The sequence below is a fragment of the Longimicrobiales bacterium genome, assembly GCA_029245345.1.
Lineage (GTDB): Bacteria > Gemmatimonadota > Gemmatimonadetes > Longimicrobiales > Gaopeijiaceae > CALFPJ01.
In genome coordinates, this window is the sequence record JAQWPM010000011.1 from 13472 (window position 1) to 30969 (window position 17498).

Genomic DNA, 17498 nt, shown 5'->3' on the forward strand with positions numbered 1-17498 from the left:
GGACCGACTATTAGTCGTCGTCATCGTCATCATCCCAATCATCGTCTTCTTCCCCCTCTTCTCCTTCCTCATCCTCCCAATCGTCGTCCTCGTCCCAGTCCTCGTCCTCTTCCTCGAGATCTTCCTCCCACTCTTTCTCGTCCTTCACGTCGCCTCTTTTCCTTCGTCTTCGAGCTGTACGGACAACGCTCTACCCAACAGAATCGGACCACCCAAGATGTTGCCCAAGATGACGGCCATCGCCAGCGCGACGATTCCTGCGCCGAGATCCGGGAACGCCTCTTGAATGATCAGCACGAGCCCTAAGGAGACACCGCCTTGGGAGATCAGGCCCTTCCACGTGAGCTGTGAAATCTGCACGGAAGTTCCGGCCAGCGCGGTGCCCTTCATGGTGGCCCAGCGGGTGAGCGCCACTCGCACGCCGAAGATTGCCAACGCCGCAACGCCGTAGCGCGCCACAGCCCCCAGGTCGAGACTCGCACCGGCGATGGCGAAGAAGAATGCGAAAATCACCACGGCGACCGACCGGATCCCCTGAATCATCCTATCGCCCGCGGGCGATAGGTTCTCGATCACGAAGCCGGCCGACACTCCGGCAAGCAAGAGTTCTACGTGCAACTCATCTGCTAACACGACAAGCACATAGGCGAAGAGGAACGTCGCGAAAGGCGAACGTGGATCGGTGCCTTCCCCCCCCAGGTACTGGGAGAACACCCAGCCCATGCCAGCTCCCAATAACAGCGCGCCTCCGACCTCCTCAGCTAGGTGCACCAGGGCTGCGGGTGAGAACGTGGCCGCAGGATCCAGGAGTGGAGTGACCAGGGCGAGCGTGAGCGTGAACAAGATGATCACGACCACGTCCTTCACGATCGTCACGCCCAAAATCAGGTCGACGAGCGGGCCCTTCGCGTGTTTCTCCTCGATGACCGCTACGGTCAGATCGGGTGAGGAATTCGCCGCCCAAATACCGAGCATGAGGCCGACCGCCAGACGGCCCTCGAACGCGAGGTCCGCCAAGAAGGGCACGATGGGGCTCACGGCGAGCAGCGTCAGTGCAACACCGACCCACACGACGCCTGTGACCACCATCGTGGTCACGGCAATCGCCTTCGCTTGAGGCCGGAGAGCCTCTACCCTCAGTTCGCCTCCAGCCAGCATAGCAATCAACGCGAGTGCGAAATCGTCGATAAGGCGCAGGTCCTCGACCGCGCTGATCGGGATGATGCCAAAAAGCGACGGGCCAGCCAAGATGCCAACGAGGATGAACCCCGTAAGTCGAGGTAGCCCAGTCGCCCCTGCCAGAGCACCCGCCGCAGACGCCGCGAGCAACACGAACCCGACCAGGATGGCCAGGCGCCCGCCCTCGAACGTCCCCGTCGAGGTGAGCGAGGTCAGCCAGGTCAACCCAAATAACAGCGCCAGCGTCGCCACCGGGCGCAAAATCTTCGTCGACGATGTGTCTTTGCGAGATGGAGTTGGGGCAGAGCTCATGCACGAAGAATACGCCAGCTCGCTTCCGCCCTCAAATAGGGCTTCGAGGCGAGAGTTGCTGACGGCACGCTGACGGCAATGCGGCACTGTCCGTGAATCAAACCTTTCGCAATGTTCTTCGAATACATTTTGGACACTGGCATAACTCCATGACCAACGCCCAGAACCCTCTGTTATCAGACGAATTCCGGATTCCGTTCCACGAGATCCGTGCGGAACACGTGGAACCGGGCATCCGGCAGGCCCTGGAAGAGGCACAAGCCGAGATCGACGCGATTTCGGACGGCACGTCTCCGCCCACGTGGGCGAATACCATCGCACGCATGGACGCGATGAGTGAGGTGCTGGGCGAACGATTCACTCCGGCGAGTCACCTGGTCACAGTCTGCGAGTCTCCCGAGCTCCGGGAAGCGTTCGGCGTTGTACTCCCGGAAATCTCGGCGTTCTGGTCGGCACTACCGTTGAACGCGGCCCTGTGGAAGCGTGTGAAGAGGTATGCAGAGACGGACGAGGCCGCGGCACTGACCGGCCTGCGCCGCCGACATCTAGACAAGACGATCAACGAGTTCAAACGCGCGGGAGCGGACCTGAATCCCGACGCGAAGGAAGAACTTCAGGCCTTACGGGTCGAACTCGTCCAACTCCAACAGAAGTTCAGCGAGAACGTCCTAGATGCCACCGCCGAGTACGAACTCGAGGTGAGTGACGAACGCCGACTCGGGGGTGTTCCCGAGGCCGCAATCAAGCGAGCGAAGGCCAAGGCGAACGAGGAAGGGCTCGATGGCTGGCTCGTCACGTTGGACTACCCTTCAGTCGAACCCGTGCTCAAGTACGCCAACGACCGCGAACTCCGGCAGGAGGTGTATCTCGCTTACGTGACTCGCTGCCGGGACGGTGAGTTCGACAATCGCCCGTTGCTCGCCCGGATCCTGCGACTACGCGACCAGATCGCCAGCATCCTGGGATACGATCGCTTCCCCGATTTCGTTCTCGAGGACCGCATGGCCCGATCCGGGGCACGCGCGACCGAGTTCGAGCGTGATCTCCTAGAACGCACTGAGCCCTATTGGCGTCGCGATGTGGAGCAACTGCGCGCATACGCGTCCGAGCTCGGCATGGATGATTTCGAGCCATGGGACGCATCATTCGTGATGGAGTCCCTCCGAAAGAAACGCTACGACATCGATGACGAAGCGCTGCGGCCCTATTTCCCACTGCCTCAGGTGTTGGCGGGGATGTTCGAGATCGTGCGCCGGACGTTCGGCTTCCGAATCGAACAGAAGGAAATTGAAGAGGTGTGGCACCCTGAGGTCGCCTACTACGAGATCTTCGACGAAGACGACGTACACGTCGGCGCTTTCTATACGGACTGGTTCCCGCGCAAAGAGAAGCGCCAAGGGGCCTGGATGAACAACTTCGTAACGGGCGGGCCGGTGGATGGCGGATTCAACCCCCATCTCGGCGTGATGTGCGGCAACTTCACGCCTCCAGATGGGGACGCCCCGGCCCTACTCTCGCACCGCGAGGTCGAAACGACCTTCCACGAGTTCGGACATCTCCTTCATCACTGCACATCCAAGGTCGACATCCCATCCCGTGCCGGAATTCATGTTGCTTGGGATTGGGTGGAACTCCCGAGTCAGCTGATGGAGAATTGGACGTGGGAACGCGACGCGCTGGACCTCTTCGCGAGACATCACGAGTCGGGAGAACCGGTCCCCGAGGAGCTATTCGGTCGAATGGTCGCCGCGCGGCAGTACATGGGCGGATGGGCCCAGATGCGACAGATCTCGTTCGGGACCGTGGACCTCGCATTACATGACGAGCTCGCGCCCCTACTGTGCGAAGCAGCCGTAAACGGCACACCCGACGAAATCGATGACAGACAGGGCGACCAAGTCATGGCGTTCGGTCAGGCTCGCTTCGAGCGCTTCGCGGCGGAGCCCCACTGGGCACAACACCACGGCCTGACTTCGTTCACACACGTGTTCTCAGGCGGATACGCGTCGGGCTACTACAGCTACCTCTGGTCAGAAGTACTCGATGCCGATGTGTTCACACGATTCCAGAACGAAGGCATTTTTAATCCCGACACCGGACGAAGCTACGTGGCTTCAATCCTCAGTCGGGGGGACTCGGAAGATCCTGAGTCCCTCTTCGAAGAATTCATGGGACGGGGTCCGGACCCGGAAGCCCTCCTTGCACGGAACCTCGGTCCCGCGCCCGCTTAGTAGGTAGTATGATGACCGCCGGGATTCGCAGCCCAACCGCAGAGCACACATGAAAAGATTGGCGTTACTCGCCGCCCTCGGTGGCATCGCCCTCGGCACCGCCGCGTGCGAGAGCAAAGGGATCGCCTACGGCGATCAGAACAGCATCATCGCGGTCATGAGCCCTGAGTTGTGGGATGAAGTGTCCGAGGACGTATACGGTGCGCTCGAGACCACCATCCGCACCGTTCGTGACGAGAAGATGTTTACGGTCACGTACCAAAGCCCCGTAGATGAGCACTGGAGTGACCTACGTCGCTTCAATCAGATCCTGCTGGTGGGTCCGGCGAGCGACATTCGCGTGGCCGAGGCGCTCGATAAAACGAAGGAGTCCATTACGACCCCGGGCGTCCACTTGATCGGGGAAATCTGGTCGCGCGACCAAGTCGTGACGCTGGTGCTCCTACCGGAAGGAGGCGGCGCGGACGATCTGCGAATGCACCTTGGCGGCATCCACGACATGATGGACGAGCGCTACCGCCATTGGGTGGCCAACCGGATGTACATCTCGGGAGTCGATTCGGCACTCGCGGACACCTTGTACACAGAAGCAGGCTTCCAATTGTTACTGCCAGAGGTATACCGTTGGGCTCAGCGGGATTCCGTCTTCATCTTCCGGAACGATCAGCCCGACCCGTCTGAGCTCATCCGGCAAATCGCCGTGACGTGGCGCACGCCAATCCCCGCGGAGATGCAAGTTGAAGGCATCGTCGCGTGGCGGGACGAAGTTTCCGAGGGGTATTACTCCGAACCCCAAGTGACCGTCCTGGACAATGCAGAGGCGGGTCCGTTCGACTTCCGAGGGTGGTTCGCCTACCAGGTGCACGCCGAGTGGCAGAACCCACCGGACCGCGGCTGGCCAGCGGCCGGAGCTCTCGTTTCGCGCGCCGTGATCTGCGAGGGGCAGAACCGTATGTACCTCGTCGACGGGTGGATTTACGCCCCGGCCAAAGAGAAGTACGAGTATATGATCCAGCTTGAGACGATCTTGAACACGTTTCGTTGTGGGACGGCCTAACCCAAGATTCTCTCTTGTCGCTCTTTCCTAGCGCGGCAGCGGGATGCAACGCCCGGGGAAACGCATCATGCGTCTCCCGACTCTCCCACTGTTCGCACTTTGCCTTGCGGCTGCCCTTGGGTTGGCATCTCCGGCCTGCGCCCAACCACGCGCTATCCAGCACGGGGGCGTCACCCAAGCAGTGAACACGACTGATATCACGCTCGAGTATGACCGCCCGGTCCTCAGAGGTCGATCCGTGTTCGGGGATCTTCTGGACTACGACGTAGTGTGGACGCCCGGAGCGAACCGGGCTACGTGGATCGAGTTCAGTGAGCCGGTGACAGTCCAAGGGGCTTCTTTGGAAGCGGGCCGTTACGGGATCTGATCCGTCCCTGACGACGAAATGGCCCAGCGGCTCAACGGGATGGGCATGTTCCACATCGAGATGTTCGCCGGCCTACCGGGCACTCGATCAGAATTAATCTGACAGCGCAGGAGGGAGAACGGGTATTACACGCACCTCGGCCGCCAACGGAACGTGATCTTCACGCGCGACTCAGAACCCAATGGAGACGCCATGACCCTAGGGCTCTTTGGCGTCCTCGCACTGCCGGCGAATGGTGTAGATCAAAGCACGAACACCTCCGCCATTCGAGGTACGGTACGCACGTCCTGGCGCAGGCTGCCGGCGACACAAACCGTCGGCTTCCCAACATAAAGGGGTGAAAGCCCGCGCCTTTCCTCGACGGCGTTTCTGGCCGACTGGCGCCGACCCTCAACCCAGCTAGAATGAGGCTCCCACAGGCCTAAGCACCCATTCGTCCGCGGCGCACGTGAGCTTCGTTCACCTCCATACTCACTCCGAATTTTCGCTCCTCGACGGAGCGAACCGCATCACGGACCTGGTGCACAAGGCCAAAGAACACGAGATGCCTGGCCTCGCTCTCACGGACCACGGGTGCATGTTCGGCGCATGGGCCTTCCACAAAGCCGCCCGGAAAGAGGGCATCAAACCCATCGTCGGCATGGAGGCCTACGTCGCCCCGGGAGACCGCCGCGACCGATCGCGCTCGGGGAAGGGTGATCGCGCCTACTACCACCTCGTGCTTTTAGCGCGGGACCGTGTAGGGTACCAGAACCTCATCAAGCTGTCGTCGATCGGGTATACGGAGGGCTTCTACCACAAGCCTCGTGTCGATCGGGAAGTGCTCGCGAAGCACCAAGAAGGGATCATCGTCTCTTCCGCGTGTATGGCGGGTGAGGTCGCCCGGCACCTGACGGCAGACAACTACCAGGGCGCCCGCGAGGCCGCCGAGTGGTATGCGAACCTGTTCGACGGTCGCTACTACCTGGAGGTGCAGGCACACGACACGCCAGGCCAGGCGGAACTGAACGCGAACATCTTCAAACTCGGTAAGGACCTCGGTCTGCCCGTGGTCGCGACGAACGACTCACACTTCCTGAAACCGGAAGACCACGAAGCGCACGACATCCTTCTGTGCATCGGGCTCGGTAAGGACCGGGACGACCCGAACCGCATGAAGTACGACGAGGGGTTGTACTTCAAAAGCGCGGAAGAGATGGCTTCGCGCTTCCCGGAAAACCCCGAGGTCATCGAGAACACGCTGGCCATCGCGGACGCAGTCGATCTCACGTTCGAGAAGAAGTACCACCTGCCCGAGTTCCCGCTCCCTGAGACACATACGGACGAGAACGACTACCTGGAATTCTTAACACTCGAGGGCACGAAGGAGCGCTACGGCGATCCTCTCCCCGAGGTGGTGCAGGAACGTTTCGACTACGAAATGGGCGTCATCAAGGGCACAGGGTACGCCGGGTACTTCCTGATCACTCAGGACTTCATCCGCTGGGCTCGGGACAACGACATCCCTGTCGGTCCGGGACGTGGGTCTGCAGCTGGCTCGCTCGTGGCGTACGCGCTGGGCATTACGAACCTGGACCCCATCGCATTCGATCTCCTGTTTGAGCGCTTCTTGAATCCTGAACGCGTCTCGATGCCGGATATCGACATCGATTTCTGCTATGAGCGGCGCGCGGAAGTCATCGAGTACACGCGCGACAAGTACGGCAAGGACGCGGTCGGCCAGATCATCACGTTCGGGACTATGAAGTCTCGGGCAGTGATCCGTGACGTCGGTCGGGCGCTCGGATTCGAGCCGTCCGAGACCGACAAGATCGCCAAGCTGATTCCCAACGCGCCTGGACAAGCCTTCACAGTCCAAGAAGCCGTGGACGGGCTCAAAGAGGTGAAGCAGTACTACAATCTCGACGAGCGGCACAAACAGCTCTTCGACTACTCGATCACGCTCGAAGGCCTCTCCCGTCACACTTCGGTTCACGCCGCCGGTGTGGTGATCGCCCCCGGCCCCATCGACGACTACGTACCTGTCAGCGTCCAGACCGGAAAGAACGGGAACGGCGAAGACGCGATGGTCGTCACCCAGTACGACATGAACTGCCTCGACGAGGCGGGCATGCTCAAGATGGACTTCTTGGGCCTCAAGACCCTCACCGTGATCTACGACGCGGTGGCGATGGTGAAGGAGCAGTGCGGCGCACTCACGAATCCGGACACGGGTGAGTCGTACGAGACGATGGATGACGTCCCATTGGACGACCCGGCGGTCTACAAGATGATCGCGCGGGGCGGCACCTCGGGAATCTTCCAGTTCGAGTCCACGCTTGCAAACGACAAGCTCCGCGCCATGCGCTGCGACGGGTTTGAGGACCTGATCGCGACGAACGCGCTCATCCGCCCAGGTCCGCTCGACTCCGGCATGACGGACGTCTACATCGACCGAAAGTTGGGGCGGAAAGAGGTCTCGTACCCGCATCCGGATCTCGAAGAGGTCCTGAAGCCGACGTACGGCGTGATCGTGTACCAGGAACAGGTCATGCGCATCGCGTCCGTGCTCGCCGGCTTCACGCTTGGTGAAGCGGATGTGCTACGGAAGGCAGTGGGAAAAAAGGACGCCGCGCTCATCAAGAAGGAGCTCGGCAAATTCCTCGAGCGCTCCATGGCGAACGGAGTCGACAAACGGACTGCGGAAGAACTCGCGGACCAAATCGAGACCTTCGGTCGGTACGGCTTCAATCGATCCCATGCGGCCGCGTACTCGCTGATTTCGTACCACACCGCTTGGCTGAAGACCCACTATCCGGCGCAGTTCATGGCCGGACTGCTCTCCTCCGTGCTCGACAACACGGACAGTGTGGTGAAGTACATCGGGGCCTGCCGAGACCTCCCCCGATTCGTCCCGAAGGTGGAAGACTCCCTCGAGGTACTCCCCCCGGATGTGAACGAATCCGCGTGGAAGTTCGCCGTGACACCCAAGGGCAAGATCCGATTCGGTATGGGTGCGGTCCGCGGGGTCGGACACAGCGCGGTCAGTTCGGTCCTCGATGCACGCAAGGACGGACCCTTCACCACGCTCTTCGACTTCCTGGATCGCATCGACATTCGGGCGCTCAACAAACGCGCGTGTGAGGCTCTCGTTGCAGCTGGAGCCCTGGACGCTTTCGGACATCGTTCTGCCCTGCTCGCGGGGCTCGACGCCGCCTACGGAGAGGTCCAGGCTCGCCAGGCAGAGATCGAGGCCGGTCAGGCGTCGCTCTTTGGCGGGGGGTCCGACCTTCCCCAGAAGGCCCCGCCGCTTCCGAACGTGCCAGAGTGGTCGGAGCCCGAACGACTGAAGCGGGAAAAGGCCGCACTTGGCTTCTTCATTTCCGGTCACCCTCTCGACCGATACCGCGAAGTGGTGCGCGCCTTCGAGCCCGTGGCAACCGAAAACCTTGGAGACCGACCCGGCCAAGCCGTCGATCTACCGTGTGTCGTGACTTCTGTGCAGCGGCAGATCTCTCGAAAAGACAACTCCGAGTGGGGCAAGGTCATCGTCGAGGACTTCACGGGCACGGCGACAGTGCTCGCATTCCGTGACACCTGGCAGAAATACAAGGACGTGCTCGCTCAAGACGAGGTCGTTCTTCTGTCGGGCAAGGTCAGCGGGCGGGAACGGGACGAGGAAGATCCGCCGGTGTTCTTGGATGCCGCACGGCCGTTGGAAGAGGTCACCAGTGGTGGCGAGCTTGCGCTTCAGATCGAACTAGAGCTCGGCTCCGACGTCGACTCCGCGGTCTTCGAGCGCGCCAAGGTTGTCATGGCGGAACACCCGGGTCCCTCACCTGTCTGGTTCCAGATCGGCTCCGACAACGGCGACCGTGCGCCGCGAATGCGCTCTCGCTCGCTGAAAGTGACACCCGACAATGAGACGCTCGACGAGCTTCAGAAGCTGTTCGGGCGCGGGAACGTGCGCTTGGTACGTGCTGTGATCCCGGCAGTCGACACCTCCCAATCGGACCGCCGCGAGTTCTGGCGGAACAAGCAGCAGTCGGGCTAGCGGGAACTGTCTTCCCCTCCCCACAAATCCCTGTGAAACTAGTTACCCAGCCATTCCGGTGACCTGACGCGGGTCGCCCAACTCAGCGAAAGACCATGACGAAGGCCCAGATCCTCAGCGCGCTCGGCATCGAAGACTCCAACCTCGGCGGCTACCACGGCGAATGGATGGGGTCAGGGGCCGTTCTCGACGTCACGAGCCCCATCGACGGCGAGCGTATTGCCAGCGTCACTCAGGTCACCGAAGCGGAGTACGACGCCATCGTGGATCGTGCGCAGGCTGCCTTCCTCGTGTGGAGAAAGGTCCCGGCGCCGCATCGTGGCGAGGTCATTCGTCAGCTCGGCAACAAGCTGCGCGAGAAGAAAGAGGCACTCGGCGCGCTGGTCACGCTCGAGATGGGCAAGATCAAAGCCGAGGGTGAGGGCGAGGTCCAAGAGATGATCGACATCTGCGATTTCGCCGTGGGATTGTCGCGTCAGCTCTACGGCCTGACGCTCGCAAGCGAGCGCCAGGACCACCATATGCGGGAGCAGTGGCACCCCATGGGTGTGGTGGGTGTCATCAGCGCCTTCAACTTCCCTGTCGCGGTGTGGAGCTGGAACGCGGCACTCGCCGCGGTCTGCGGTGACGCCACTCTATGGAAGCCGTCCGAGCGCACCCCGCTCACAGCGGTCGCCGTCACGAAGATCGTCGCCGAAGTATGTGCCGAAAACGATGTGGATCCAGCGGTATTCGCTCTGGCTGTGGGTGACGGTCCGAGCATCGGTGAGCGGCTCCTCAACGACACCCGCATTCCATTGGTGTCCGCGACGGGATCCTGCCGCATGGGCCGGCGCGTCGCGGAAGTCGTCGGAAAGCGACTGGGTAAGTCTCTGCTCGAACTCGGCGGCAACAACGCCATCATCGTCACGCCACACGCCAACATGGACATCGCGCTGCCGGGCATCGTATTCGGCTCGGTCGGCACCGCGGGCCAGCGCTGCACGAGCACGCGGCGAATCATCGTGCACCGCTCCGTGAAGGAAGAGCTCGTAAGCCGGCTCGTGAACGCCTATAAGGGTGTGAAGATCGGCGACCCGCTCGACCCCGACACACTCATGGGTCCGCTCTTGAACGAGCACACGGTCGCGGCGTTCAAGGCGGCACAAGAAAAGGTCGTCGCCGAGGGTGGTGAAATCCTCTGCGGCGGTGAGGTCCTCGAGGGCGACGCGTATCCGGGCGGCCGGTACGTGGCCCCGTGCATCGCATCTGCCGAGAACCACTACCAAATCGTTCAGGACGAAACGTTCGCACCCATTCTGTACATCATCGAGTACGGTTCGGCAGACGCGACACCGGCGGAGGCCATCGGCGAGCTCGAAGAGGCGCTCCAGATCCACAACGACGTTCCGCAGGGCCTTTCCTCTTCGATCTTCACGGACCACATGCGGGAAGCCGAGTACTTCCTCTCGCACCGCGGCTCCGACTGTGGCATCGCCAACGTGAACATCGGGACATCCGGGGCCGAGATCGGCGGCGCCTTTGGTGGCGAGAAGGAAACCGGTGGGGGTCGGGAATCGGGATCCGACGCTTGGAAGGCCTACATGCGCCGGCAGACCAACACGGTGAATTGGAGTACAGAGCTGCCGTTGGCTCAGGGCATTTCGTTCGACGTAGGCTGACGACCGACTCACCCCGCCGACCCCGCCGCCATCATGGCTGAGACACAGTTCAGCGTCCCCCAAGGGGACTTCGATTTGATCCGATACCCACCCACGCGAGACCCGAACCTGCGCGCTTGGGATGCCGCCGACGAGCTTCTCTTGTCCCACCTGGATGAGGTCATGCGCGAGCGGCCGATCGCAAAGGTGTTGATCGTCAACGACGCCTTTGGCGCCATCTCAGCGGCGGTCTCCGCCGCGACCAAAACGCAAGAAGCCGCCCAAGTGCGATTCGTATCGGACTCGCACGTGGCGTGGATCGCAACACGCCAGAATCTGGACCGCAATGCAATCGACCCGATCCAGGACGTCCACATGGGCGGGGCGGACGCGGTCCTCATCAAGATCCCGAAGACGCTCGCGCTCCTCGAAGCTCAGCTCGTTCAGCTACGAGACTCGCTGCAGCCCACCACGGTTATCGTGGCTGCGGGCATGACCCGCGACATCCACTCGTCAACTCTGGAGCTGTTCGAGCAGACCCTCGGGCCGACCCGCACATCGCTAGCCAAGAAGAAGGCCCGATTGATCTTCACAGAGCTCGATCCGGCGCTGTCCCCACCGGCTCTGGAGCCAACCGTTGTCCCGCTCGACCGTCCGAAGATCGAGTTGGTCAACCACGCAGGCGTCTTCTCGGCGAAACGACTCGACAACGGCACACGCCTCCTTCTGGAGAACCTTCCCGCTACCGCGGATGGTCCAAGCGTGATCGACCTAGGGTGCGGAAATGGCGTGCTCGGCGTGGCGGTGGCCCTCGCAGACTCGACCGCCGAGGTCACCTTCGTCGACGAATCCCACCTCGCGATGCGTTCTGCTGAGGACACGTTCCGGCGCGCCTTCCAGGGCCGGGAAGCCGGGTCGTACTCCAAGCCCACATTCCGCGTCGGTGACTGTCTGGACGGGCTCCCTGGTGACTCCGCCGACCTCATCGTGTGCAACCCGCCCTTCCATCAGGGTCGAGTGCAAGGAGACGATGTCGCGTGGAAGATGTTCACCGGGGCGAAGCGAGTGCTCGCACCGGGTGGTGAACTCTGGGTCGTCGGGAACCGCCACCTGGAGTACTTCGACAAGCTGAAACGCGCGTTCGGAAACAGTCAGGTCATGGCGAGCACGTCGAAGTTCCTCGTAATCCGTGCGGTGGTTAGCGCTTAAGCACCTGAAGGCTCGTCCGGGATCACCCGATCCAAGGGAGGAAAGAGCCGGACAGAATCACCGTTCTCGAACGTCCAGGACTCCGCACCCCGCACGAGGACAAAACGATCGCCCGCCCGCGCGCCCGATCTCTACTTGAGTCACGAGATCTGTATCTAAATGCAACCAGGCGCTTGTTACGCCATTCCGTGATCTGCCGGCTCAGATGGACACGCACGCCGGGGCTCGGGGCGACGGAGCAAGCGAAGTCTGTGTGCGATACCGGGGCCGCTCACTGCGACCGCGGCGCGAACGGCTATTCTTCTGACTCGGATCTTCACTGTTTGTCATCAGGCCGCCACCGCTCTGCGAGAGCGGCGCCGATCGAGAGCATCGCATGTCCAGACAATTCATAGAGCTTCGAGGGAGGCTGCGCGCGGTGTCCCCCGTAATGACGGCCCTTGTGGTCGGAGTCCTCGTCGTCGGAGCCGGCTGTTCGGATGGCGGTAGCAACTCGGGTGGAGCCCCACAGGAGGAGGCAGCCGAAGAGGTCTCGGCGCTGCTTGTAGCTCACCGGGGCGCGTCCGCTTACGCACCAGAGCACACGCTCGCCGCCTATGAGCTGGCCATCGATCAGGGTGCGGATTACGTCGAGCCGGATCTTCAGATTACTCGCGATGGCGTGCTCATTGCCTTGCATGACCTGACGCTGAACCGGACCACCGACGTCGAGCTCGTCTTCCCGGACCGCTTCCGGGTGGACACGGTTCGGGGTGAGTCGGTACACAGGTGGTACGCAAACGATTTCGATCTCGAGGAAATCCTGCGGCTCGACGCGGGGGCCTGGTTTGGAGAGGAGTTCGCCGGGGCTCGGGTGCCCCTGTTCTCGGAAGTAATCGACGTCGTGCGGGGACGGGCGGGGATCTTCGCGGAGACGAAGGCCCCGGAGGTCTATGGCGATCGGGGGTTCGACATGGAGCGGTTGGTGTTGCTTGAGCTGAGCCAGCACGGCCTGGATCGTCCAGGAGCGGACCCGGACACCCCTATAGTGATCCAGTCGTTCAGTGCGGCGAGTCTCCGGATCCTGCGAGACGAGCTCGGCACAGAGCTGCCGCTGACCTACCTGATCTCCGGGCCCGATGCCGAGGACTGGCTGTCAGCCGAGGGGCTGATTCGGGTGAGAGCCTTCGCCACCGGAATCGCGCCGACGAAGAGCCTCCTCGTGGACCGACCCGAGGTGGTGGCGCGGGCGCACGATGCGGGTCTGACCGTGATCCCCTGGACATTCGGCGCTTCCAGGACCGATCAGTTCGACTCACTCCGGGAGGAGATGGCCCGATTCCTGGTCGATCTGGGGGTGGACGGACTGATCACGAACAACCCGGACCTCTTTCCGAGATAAGCTGCGGCCGGTGGCCCATCACTGAAGGGCCACGACGGGTACGCCACACTAGCTACAGGGCATCCCTCGCATGATCAGGGCGCCGCTCGTGACGCCCCTCCTGATTGCCCTCACGATCGCCTGCCTGTTCCAAGCGGGCAGCAGGTTCGATCGGAAGAGCGCCTACGCCCGGCACGTGGAGTCAGGGTTCGTCCGGACGATGACCGCCGATCCTGATCGCCTGCCACACCCTGCTCTAGGCAACCTCCCTACCCGGATCATCCGGCCCCACCGAGGGCAGAGTACGCCAGAGCGGCGACAACTCCGCCGACGATCGGCCCCAGCACCGGGATCCAGGCATAGCCCCAGTCGCTATCCCGCTTCCCACCCGGCATGGGTAGGATCGCGTGCATCAGTCTCGGGCTCAGGTCCCTCGCCGGGTTGATGGCGTACCCCGTCGTTCCTCCCAGCGCCAGGCCGATCGCCAGCACCAGCAATCCCACGGGGAGAGCGTCGACCGCACCAAGCGCCCCAGCGGTCCCAGTCGACCCGACCAGATCCGGCGCAACCATGTAGAGCACCCCGAAGACCAGGACGAAGGTGCCGATGACCTCGGAGATAAAGTTGGCTCGGGTCTTCCGGATCGCCGGACCAGTGCAGAACACGGCCAGCTTCGCATCCAGATCGTCCGTCGCCGCGAAGTGTGGATGGTAGTGAGCCCACACTAGGAATGCTCCGAACGCGCCGCCGAGGAACTGGGCCGCGAAGTAGCTGGGGACGGAGGCCCACGGAAAGCTGCCCGCGACGGCGAGTCCTACAGTGACGGCTGGGTTGATGTGGGCACCACTGAATGCGGCGACACAAAAGACCGCTACGAACACAGCCATCCCCCAGCCCCACGTGATCACAAGCCACCCGGAATCCGACCCCTTCGTGCCCTTGAGAAGGACATTGGCAACCACGCCGTCGCCCAGAAGAATCAGGAGTGCCGTGCCCACGAACTCAGCCAAGAACGGTGTCATGAATCTTCTCCCGGAGAAGTAGTGATGAGATAGCCTAACGCCAACTCGGTGTATGCCTCTACCTGCGCCTCGATCCAGATCTCGTCCCGGGCGAGCTCCTCCGCCAGGAGCGCCGCCACACCCGCTGCCATCTCGATGCTCGCGCGCGCATCGAGGAGGAGCATTCGCGTCCTGCGCGACAGTACGTCCTCGACCGTACGCGCCGCTTCGTGCCGGACCGCCCACACCACCTGACCGGCGACGACGGAATGATCGGGGTGGAGGGGCACCGAATACCGCGCGTCCTCCCGGATCAAGGCCTGGAGGTCGGGTGCGTCGGACCCATACTCCGCCAGAACACCGAAGGACTCGGCGTTTCGGTAGTGTCCATGGATGGGGAGCGTCGCGGTCACACAATCGCGGTCTTCAAGATCTGCAATCGTAGCAGCCTGATCGATCGTGTCCTCCGCCATCTTCCGATAGGTCGTCCACTTTCCACCCGTGATCGTGACGAGCCCGGAAGGAGCGATATGGAGCGCATGGTCACGGGAGATGGAAGCGGTGTCACCATCATCGCCGGCACGCACGAGGGACCGAAGGCCCGCGAAGACACTGAGTACGTCCTCGGCCTTCGGATCGCGCGTCAGGTATCGCGCCGTGTGCTCAAGCAGGAACCGAACCTCCTCTTTGAGGGGTCGAGGCTCGAGCTCGGCATCATGGACGGGTGTATCCGTGGTGCCCACGATGACTCGGTCATGCCAGGGGACCGCGAAGAGCACGCGCCCGTCGTCCGTTTTCGGGACCATGATGGCGGAATCCCCCGGGAGGAACGATCGGTCCAGGACCAGGTGGACCCCCTGACTGGGGGTGACCATCGGCCTCACCGAGGGATCGTCCATCCGCCGAATCTGGTCGGTGAACACCCCGGTCGCATTGATCACAGCCTTCGCCCGGATCTCGTAGCTCCGCCCCGTCTCCTGGTCCTCTGCCCGCACACCCCGGACCTCACCATCTTCCCGAACGAGGTCCGTGACGCACAGGTAGTTCAGCAGCACCCCATCCTGTTCGGCCGCAGTCTGGGCCAAGTTCACCGCCAAACGCGCATCATCGAACTGGCCGTCGTAATAGATCACCCCTCCATCCAGGCCTTCCGGCTCGATCGTGGGGATCCGCTCGAGGGTCTCTTCGACTGAGAGATGTCTGGACCGCCCGAACCCCGACCGCCCCGCGAGGAGATCGTACATCTTCAGCCCGATGCCGTAGTACGGACCCTCCCACCAGGTGTAGTTGGGAACCACGAACGGGAGGTCATGCACCAGGTGGGGCGCGTTCCGAAGAAGTATGCCCCGCTCCTTCAGCGCCTCCAGGACGAGGGCGACGTTCCCCTGGCGCAGGTAACGGACTCCTCCGTGCACGAGCTTCGTGGAACGGCTCGACGTGCCCTTTGCGAAGTCGTGCTGTTCCAGAAGCAGAGTCCGGTATCCCCGGGACGAGGCATCGACGGCACATCCGAGCCCGGTGGCGCCCCCTCCGATGATGACGAAGTCCCAGGGACCGATCTGGTCCTCCAGAGCCTGCAGCATCGCCTCTCGGCGGATCGTCATCCGTGCGCTCTCAACTCTCCCATCCCTTCGACCGCTCGAGAGCGCGGCGCCAATCCGACCTCAGCACATCGACGGCCTCGGAAGCCATCTCCGGAGCAAACCTCCGGTTCGCTTTCCACTGTTGGGCCACCTCCGCTTGATCGGTCCAGAACCCTACGGCCAGTCCGGCCAGGTATGCCGCGCCGAGCGCAGTAGTCTCGAGGATCTCCGGCCGCACGGTCAGCGCCTGCAAGACGTCGGACTGGAACTGCAGCAGGAAGTCGTTCTGTGCGGCCCCCCCATCCACTCGAAGCTCCTTAATTTCGATGCCGGAATCGGCTTCCATGGCCTCGAGGACATCCGCGACCTGATAGGCGATGCTCTCGAGAGCCGCCCGAGCGAAGTGCCCGGCCGTCGTTCCTCGAGTGATACCCACGATCATCCCCCGTGCATACGGGTCCCAGTGGGGAGCGCCCAGCCCCGCGAATGCCGGAACCATGTAGACGCCGCCATTGTCGTCCACAGTGTGTGAAAGAGCTTCGACTTCAGGTGCATTCCGGATTAGGTGCAGCCCATCCCTGAGCCATTGGACCACCGCCCCCGCGACAAAGACGCTGCCTTCGAGTGCATACTCGGTCTTCCCGTCGATGCGCCACGCGACGGTCGTCAGGAGGTTGTTCTTCGAAGGCACGGCCTCGGTGCCGGTATTCAGCAGCATGAAACACCCAGTCCCGTAGGTATTCTTGACCATGCCCGGCTCCGTGCACTGCTGGCCGAAGAGCGCCGCCTGCTGGTCTCCGGCAATCCCGGAGATGGGAATGGGGTGCGAGAACAGCTCGACCGACGTCTCCCCATAGACCTCGCTGGATGACCGTACCTCCGGCAGCATGCTGCGCGGGACATCTAGGAGGCCGAGCAGCTCGTCGTCCCAGTCCCCCGAGTGGATATCGTACATCAGGGTGCGGCTGGCGTTTGTCGCGTCGGTGATGTGCAGGCCGCCGTCGGTCAACTTCCAGACGAGCCAGCTGTCGATCGTGCCGAAGCACAGCTCCCCGGCTTCCGCTCTGACCCGTGCGCCGTCCACGTTCTCGAGGATCCAGTTGACCTTCGTCCCCGAGAAGTACGAATCCAGAACCAGTCCCGTCTTCTCTCGGAAGGTCGACTCATGCCCCTCCTCCCGGAGTTGGTCACAGAAGCCCGCCGTGCGCCGGTCCTGCCAGACGATGGCGTTGTGGATCGGTCGCCCCGACGCCCGCTCCCAGACCACTGTGGTCTCGCGTTGGTTCGCGATGCCGATTGCGGCGAGTTCCCGGGGAGTCAGCCCCGCACGGGAAATGGCCTCGGAAGCGACCCCGATCTGAGAAGACCAGATCTCATCCGGATCGTGCTCAACCCACCCCGGTCGCGGGAAAATCTGTTCGAACTCCTTCTGGGCGACCGCGACGATGCCCCCATCGTGGTCGAAGACGATGGCGCGCGAACTGGTCGTGCCCTGATCGAGTGCGAGTATGTATTTCATGGAGCGA

The 17498-nt window shown here is 62.5% G+C and carries 12 protein-coding genes; 7 read left to right on the forward strand and 5 right to left on the reverse strand.

Going from position 1 to position 17498, the window contains the following annotated elements:
* Positions 1-10 precede the first annotated feature (10 nt).
* Positions 11-148, reverse strand: coding sequence for a hypothetical protein (locus P8L30_02845; protein MDG2239113.1), 138 nt, complete (start codon positions 146-148; stop codon positions 11-13).
* Positions 145-1491, reverse strand: coding sequence for a cation:proton antiporter (locus P8L30_02850; protein ID MDG2239114.1), 1347 nt, complete (start codon positions 1489-1491; stop codon positions 145-147). The genes P8L30_02845 and P8L30_02850 overlap by 4 nt, the downstream gene beginning before the upstream one ends.
* 149 nt (positions 1492-1640) lie before the next feature.
* On the opposite strand from P8L30_02850, the gene P8L30_02855 reads away from it, so the two are divergent.
* From P8L30_02855 to P8L30_02885, 7 genes are all read left to right on the forward strand, one after another.
* Positions 1641-3722 (forward strand): M3 family metallopeptidase, encoded by a 2082-nt coding sequence (locus tag P8L30_02855; protein ID MDG2239115.1) that lies wholly within the window; start codon positions 1641-1643, stop codon positions 3720-3722.
* 49 nt (positions 3723-3771) lie between these two features.
* Positions 3772-4779 (forward strand): DUF4837 family protein, encoded by a 1008-nt coding sequence (locus P8L30_02860; protein ID MDG2239116.1) that lies wholly within the window; start codon positions 3772-3774, stop codon positions 4777-4779.
* Between the two features lie 67 nt (positions 4780-4846).
* On the forward strand, positions 4847-5146 hold the full coding sequence (locus P8L30_02865; protein ID MDG2239117.1) for a DUF2911 domain-containing protein: 300 nt from the start codon (positions 4847-4849) through the stop codon (positions 5144-5146).
* A 448-nt stretch (positions 5147-5594) separates the two neighbouring features.
* Complete coding sequence (gene dnaE, locus P8L30_02870) at positions 5595-9179, forward strand: DNA polymerase III subunit alpha (protein MDG2239118.1); 3585 nt, start codon at positions 5595-5597, stop codon at positions 9177-9179.
* Between the two features lie 95 nt (positions 9180-9274).
* Positions 9275-10840 (forward strand): aldehyde dehydrogenase family protein, encoded by a 1566-nt coding sequence (locus P8L30_02875; GenBank protein MDG2239119.1) that lies wholly within the window; start codon positions 9275-9277, stop codon positions 10838-10840.
* Between the two features lie 33 nt (positions 10841-10873).
* Positions 10874-12028 (forward strand): methyltransferase, encoded by a 1155-nt coding sequence (locus tag P8L30_02880; GenBank protein ID MDG2239120.1) that lies wholly within the window; start codon positions 10874-10876, stop codon positions 12026-12028.
* Between the two features lie 376 nt (positions 12029-12404).
* On the forward strand, positions 12405-13409 hold the full coding sequence (locus P8L30_02885) for a glycerophosphodiester phosphodiesterase family protein (GenBank protein ID MDG2239121.1): 1005 nt from the start codon (positions 12405-12407) through the stop codon (positions 13407-13409).
* 257 nt (positions 13410-13666) lie between these two features.
* Here the strand turns inward: P8L30_02885 and P8L30_02890 are convergent, their stop codons facing one another.
* From P8L30_02890 to glpK, 3 genes are read right to left on the reverse strand one after another with little or no spacing between them, the layout of a single operon-like run.
* Entirely contained in the window at positions 13667-14410 is a 744-nt protein-coding gene (locus P8L30_02890) for an aquaporin family protein (protein MDG2239122.1), read from the reverse strand.
* A complete protein-coding gene (locus P8L30_02895) occupies positions 14407-15993 on the reverse strand; it encodes a glycerol-3-phosphate dehydrogenase/oxidase (GenBank protein MDG2239123.1) in 1587 nt (528 codons plus the stop codon). The genes P8L30_02890 and P8L30_02895 overlap by 4 nt, the downstream gene beginning before the upstream one ends.
* A gap of 10 nt (positions 15994-16003) precedes the next feature.
* Complete coding sequence (glpK, locus tag P8L30_02900; protein ID MDG2239124.1) at positions 16004-17491, reverse strand: glycerol kinase GlpK; 1488 nt, start codon at positions 17489-17491, stop codon at positions 16004-16006.
* Positions 17492-17498: the final 7 nt, after the last annotated feature.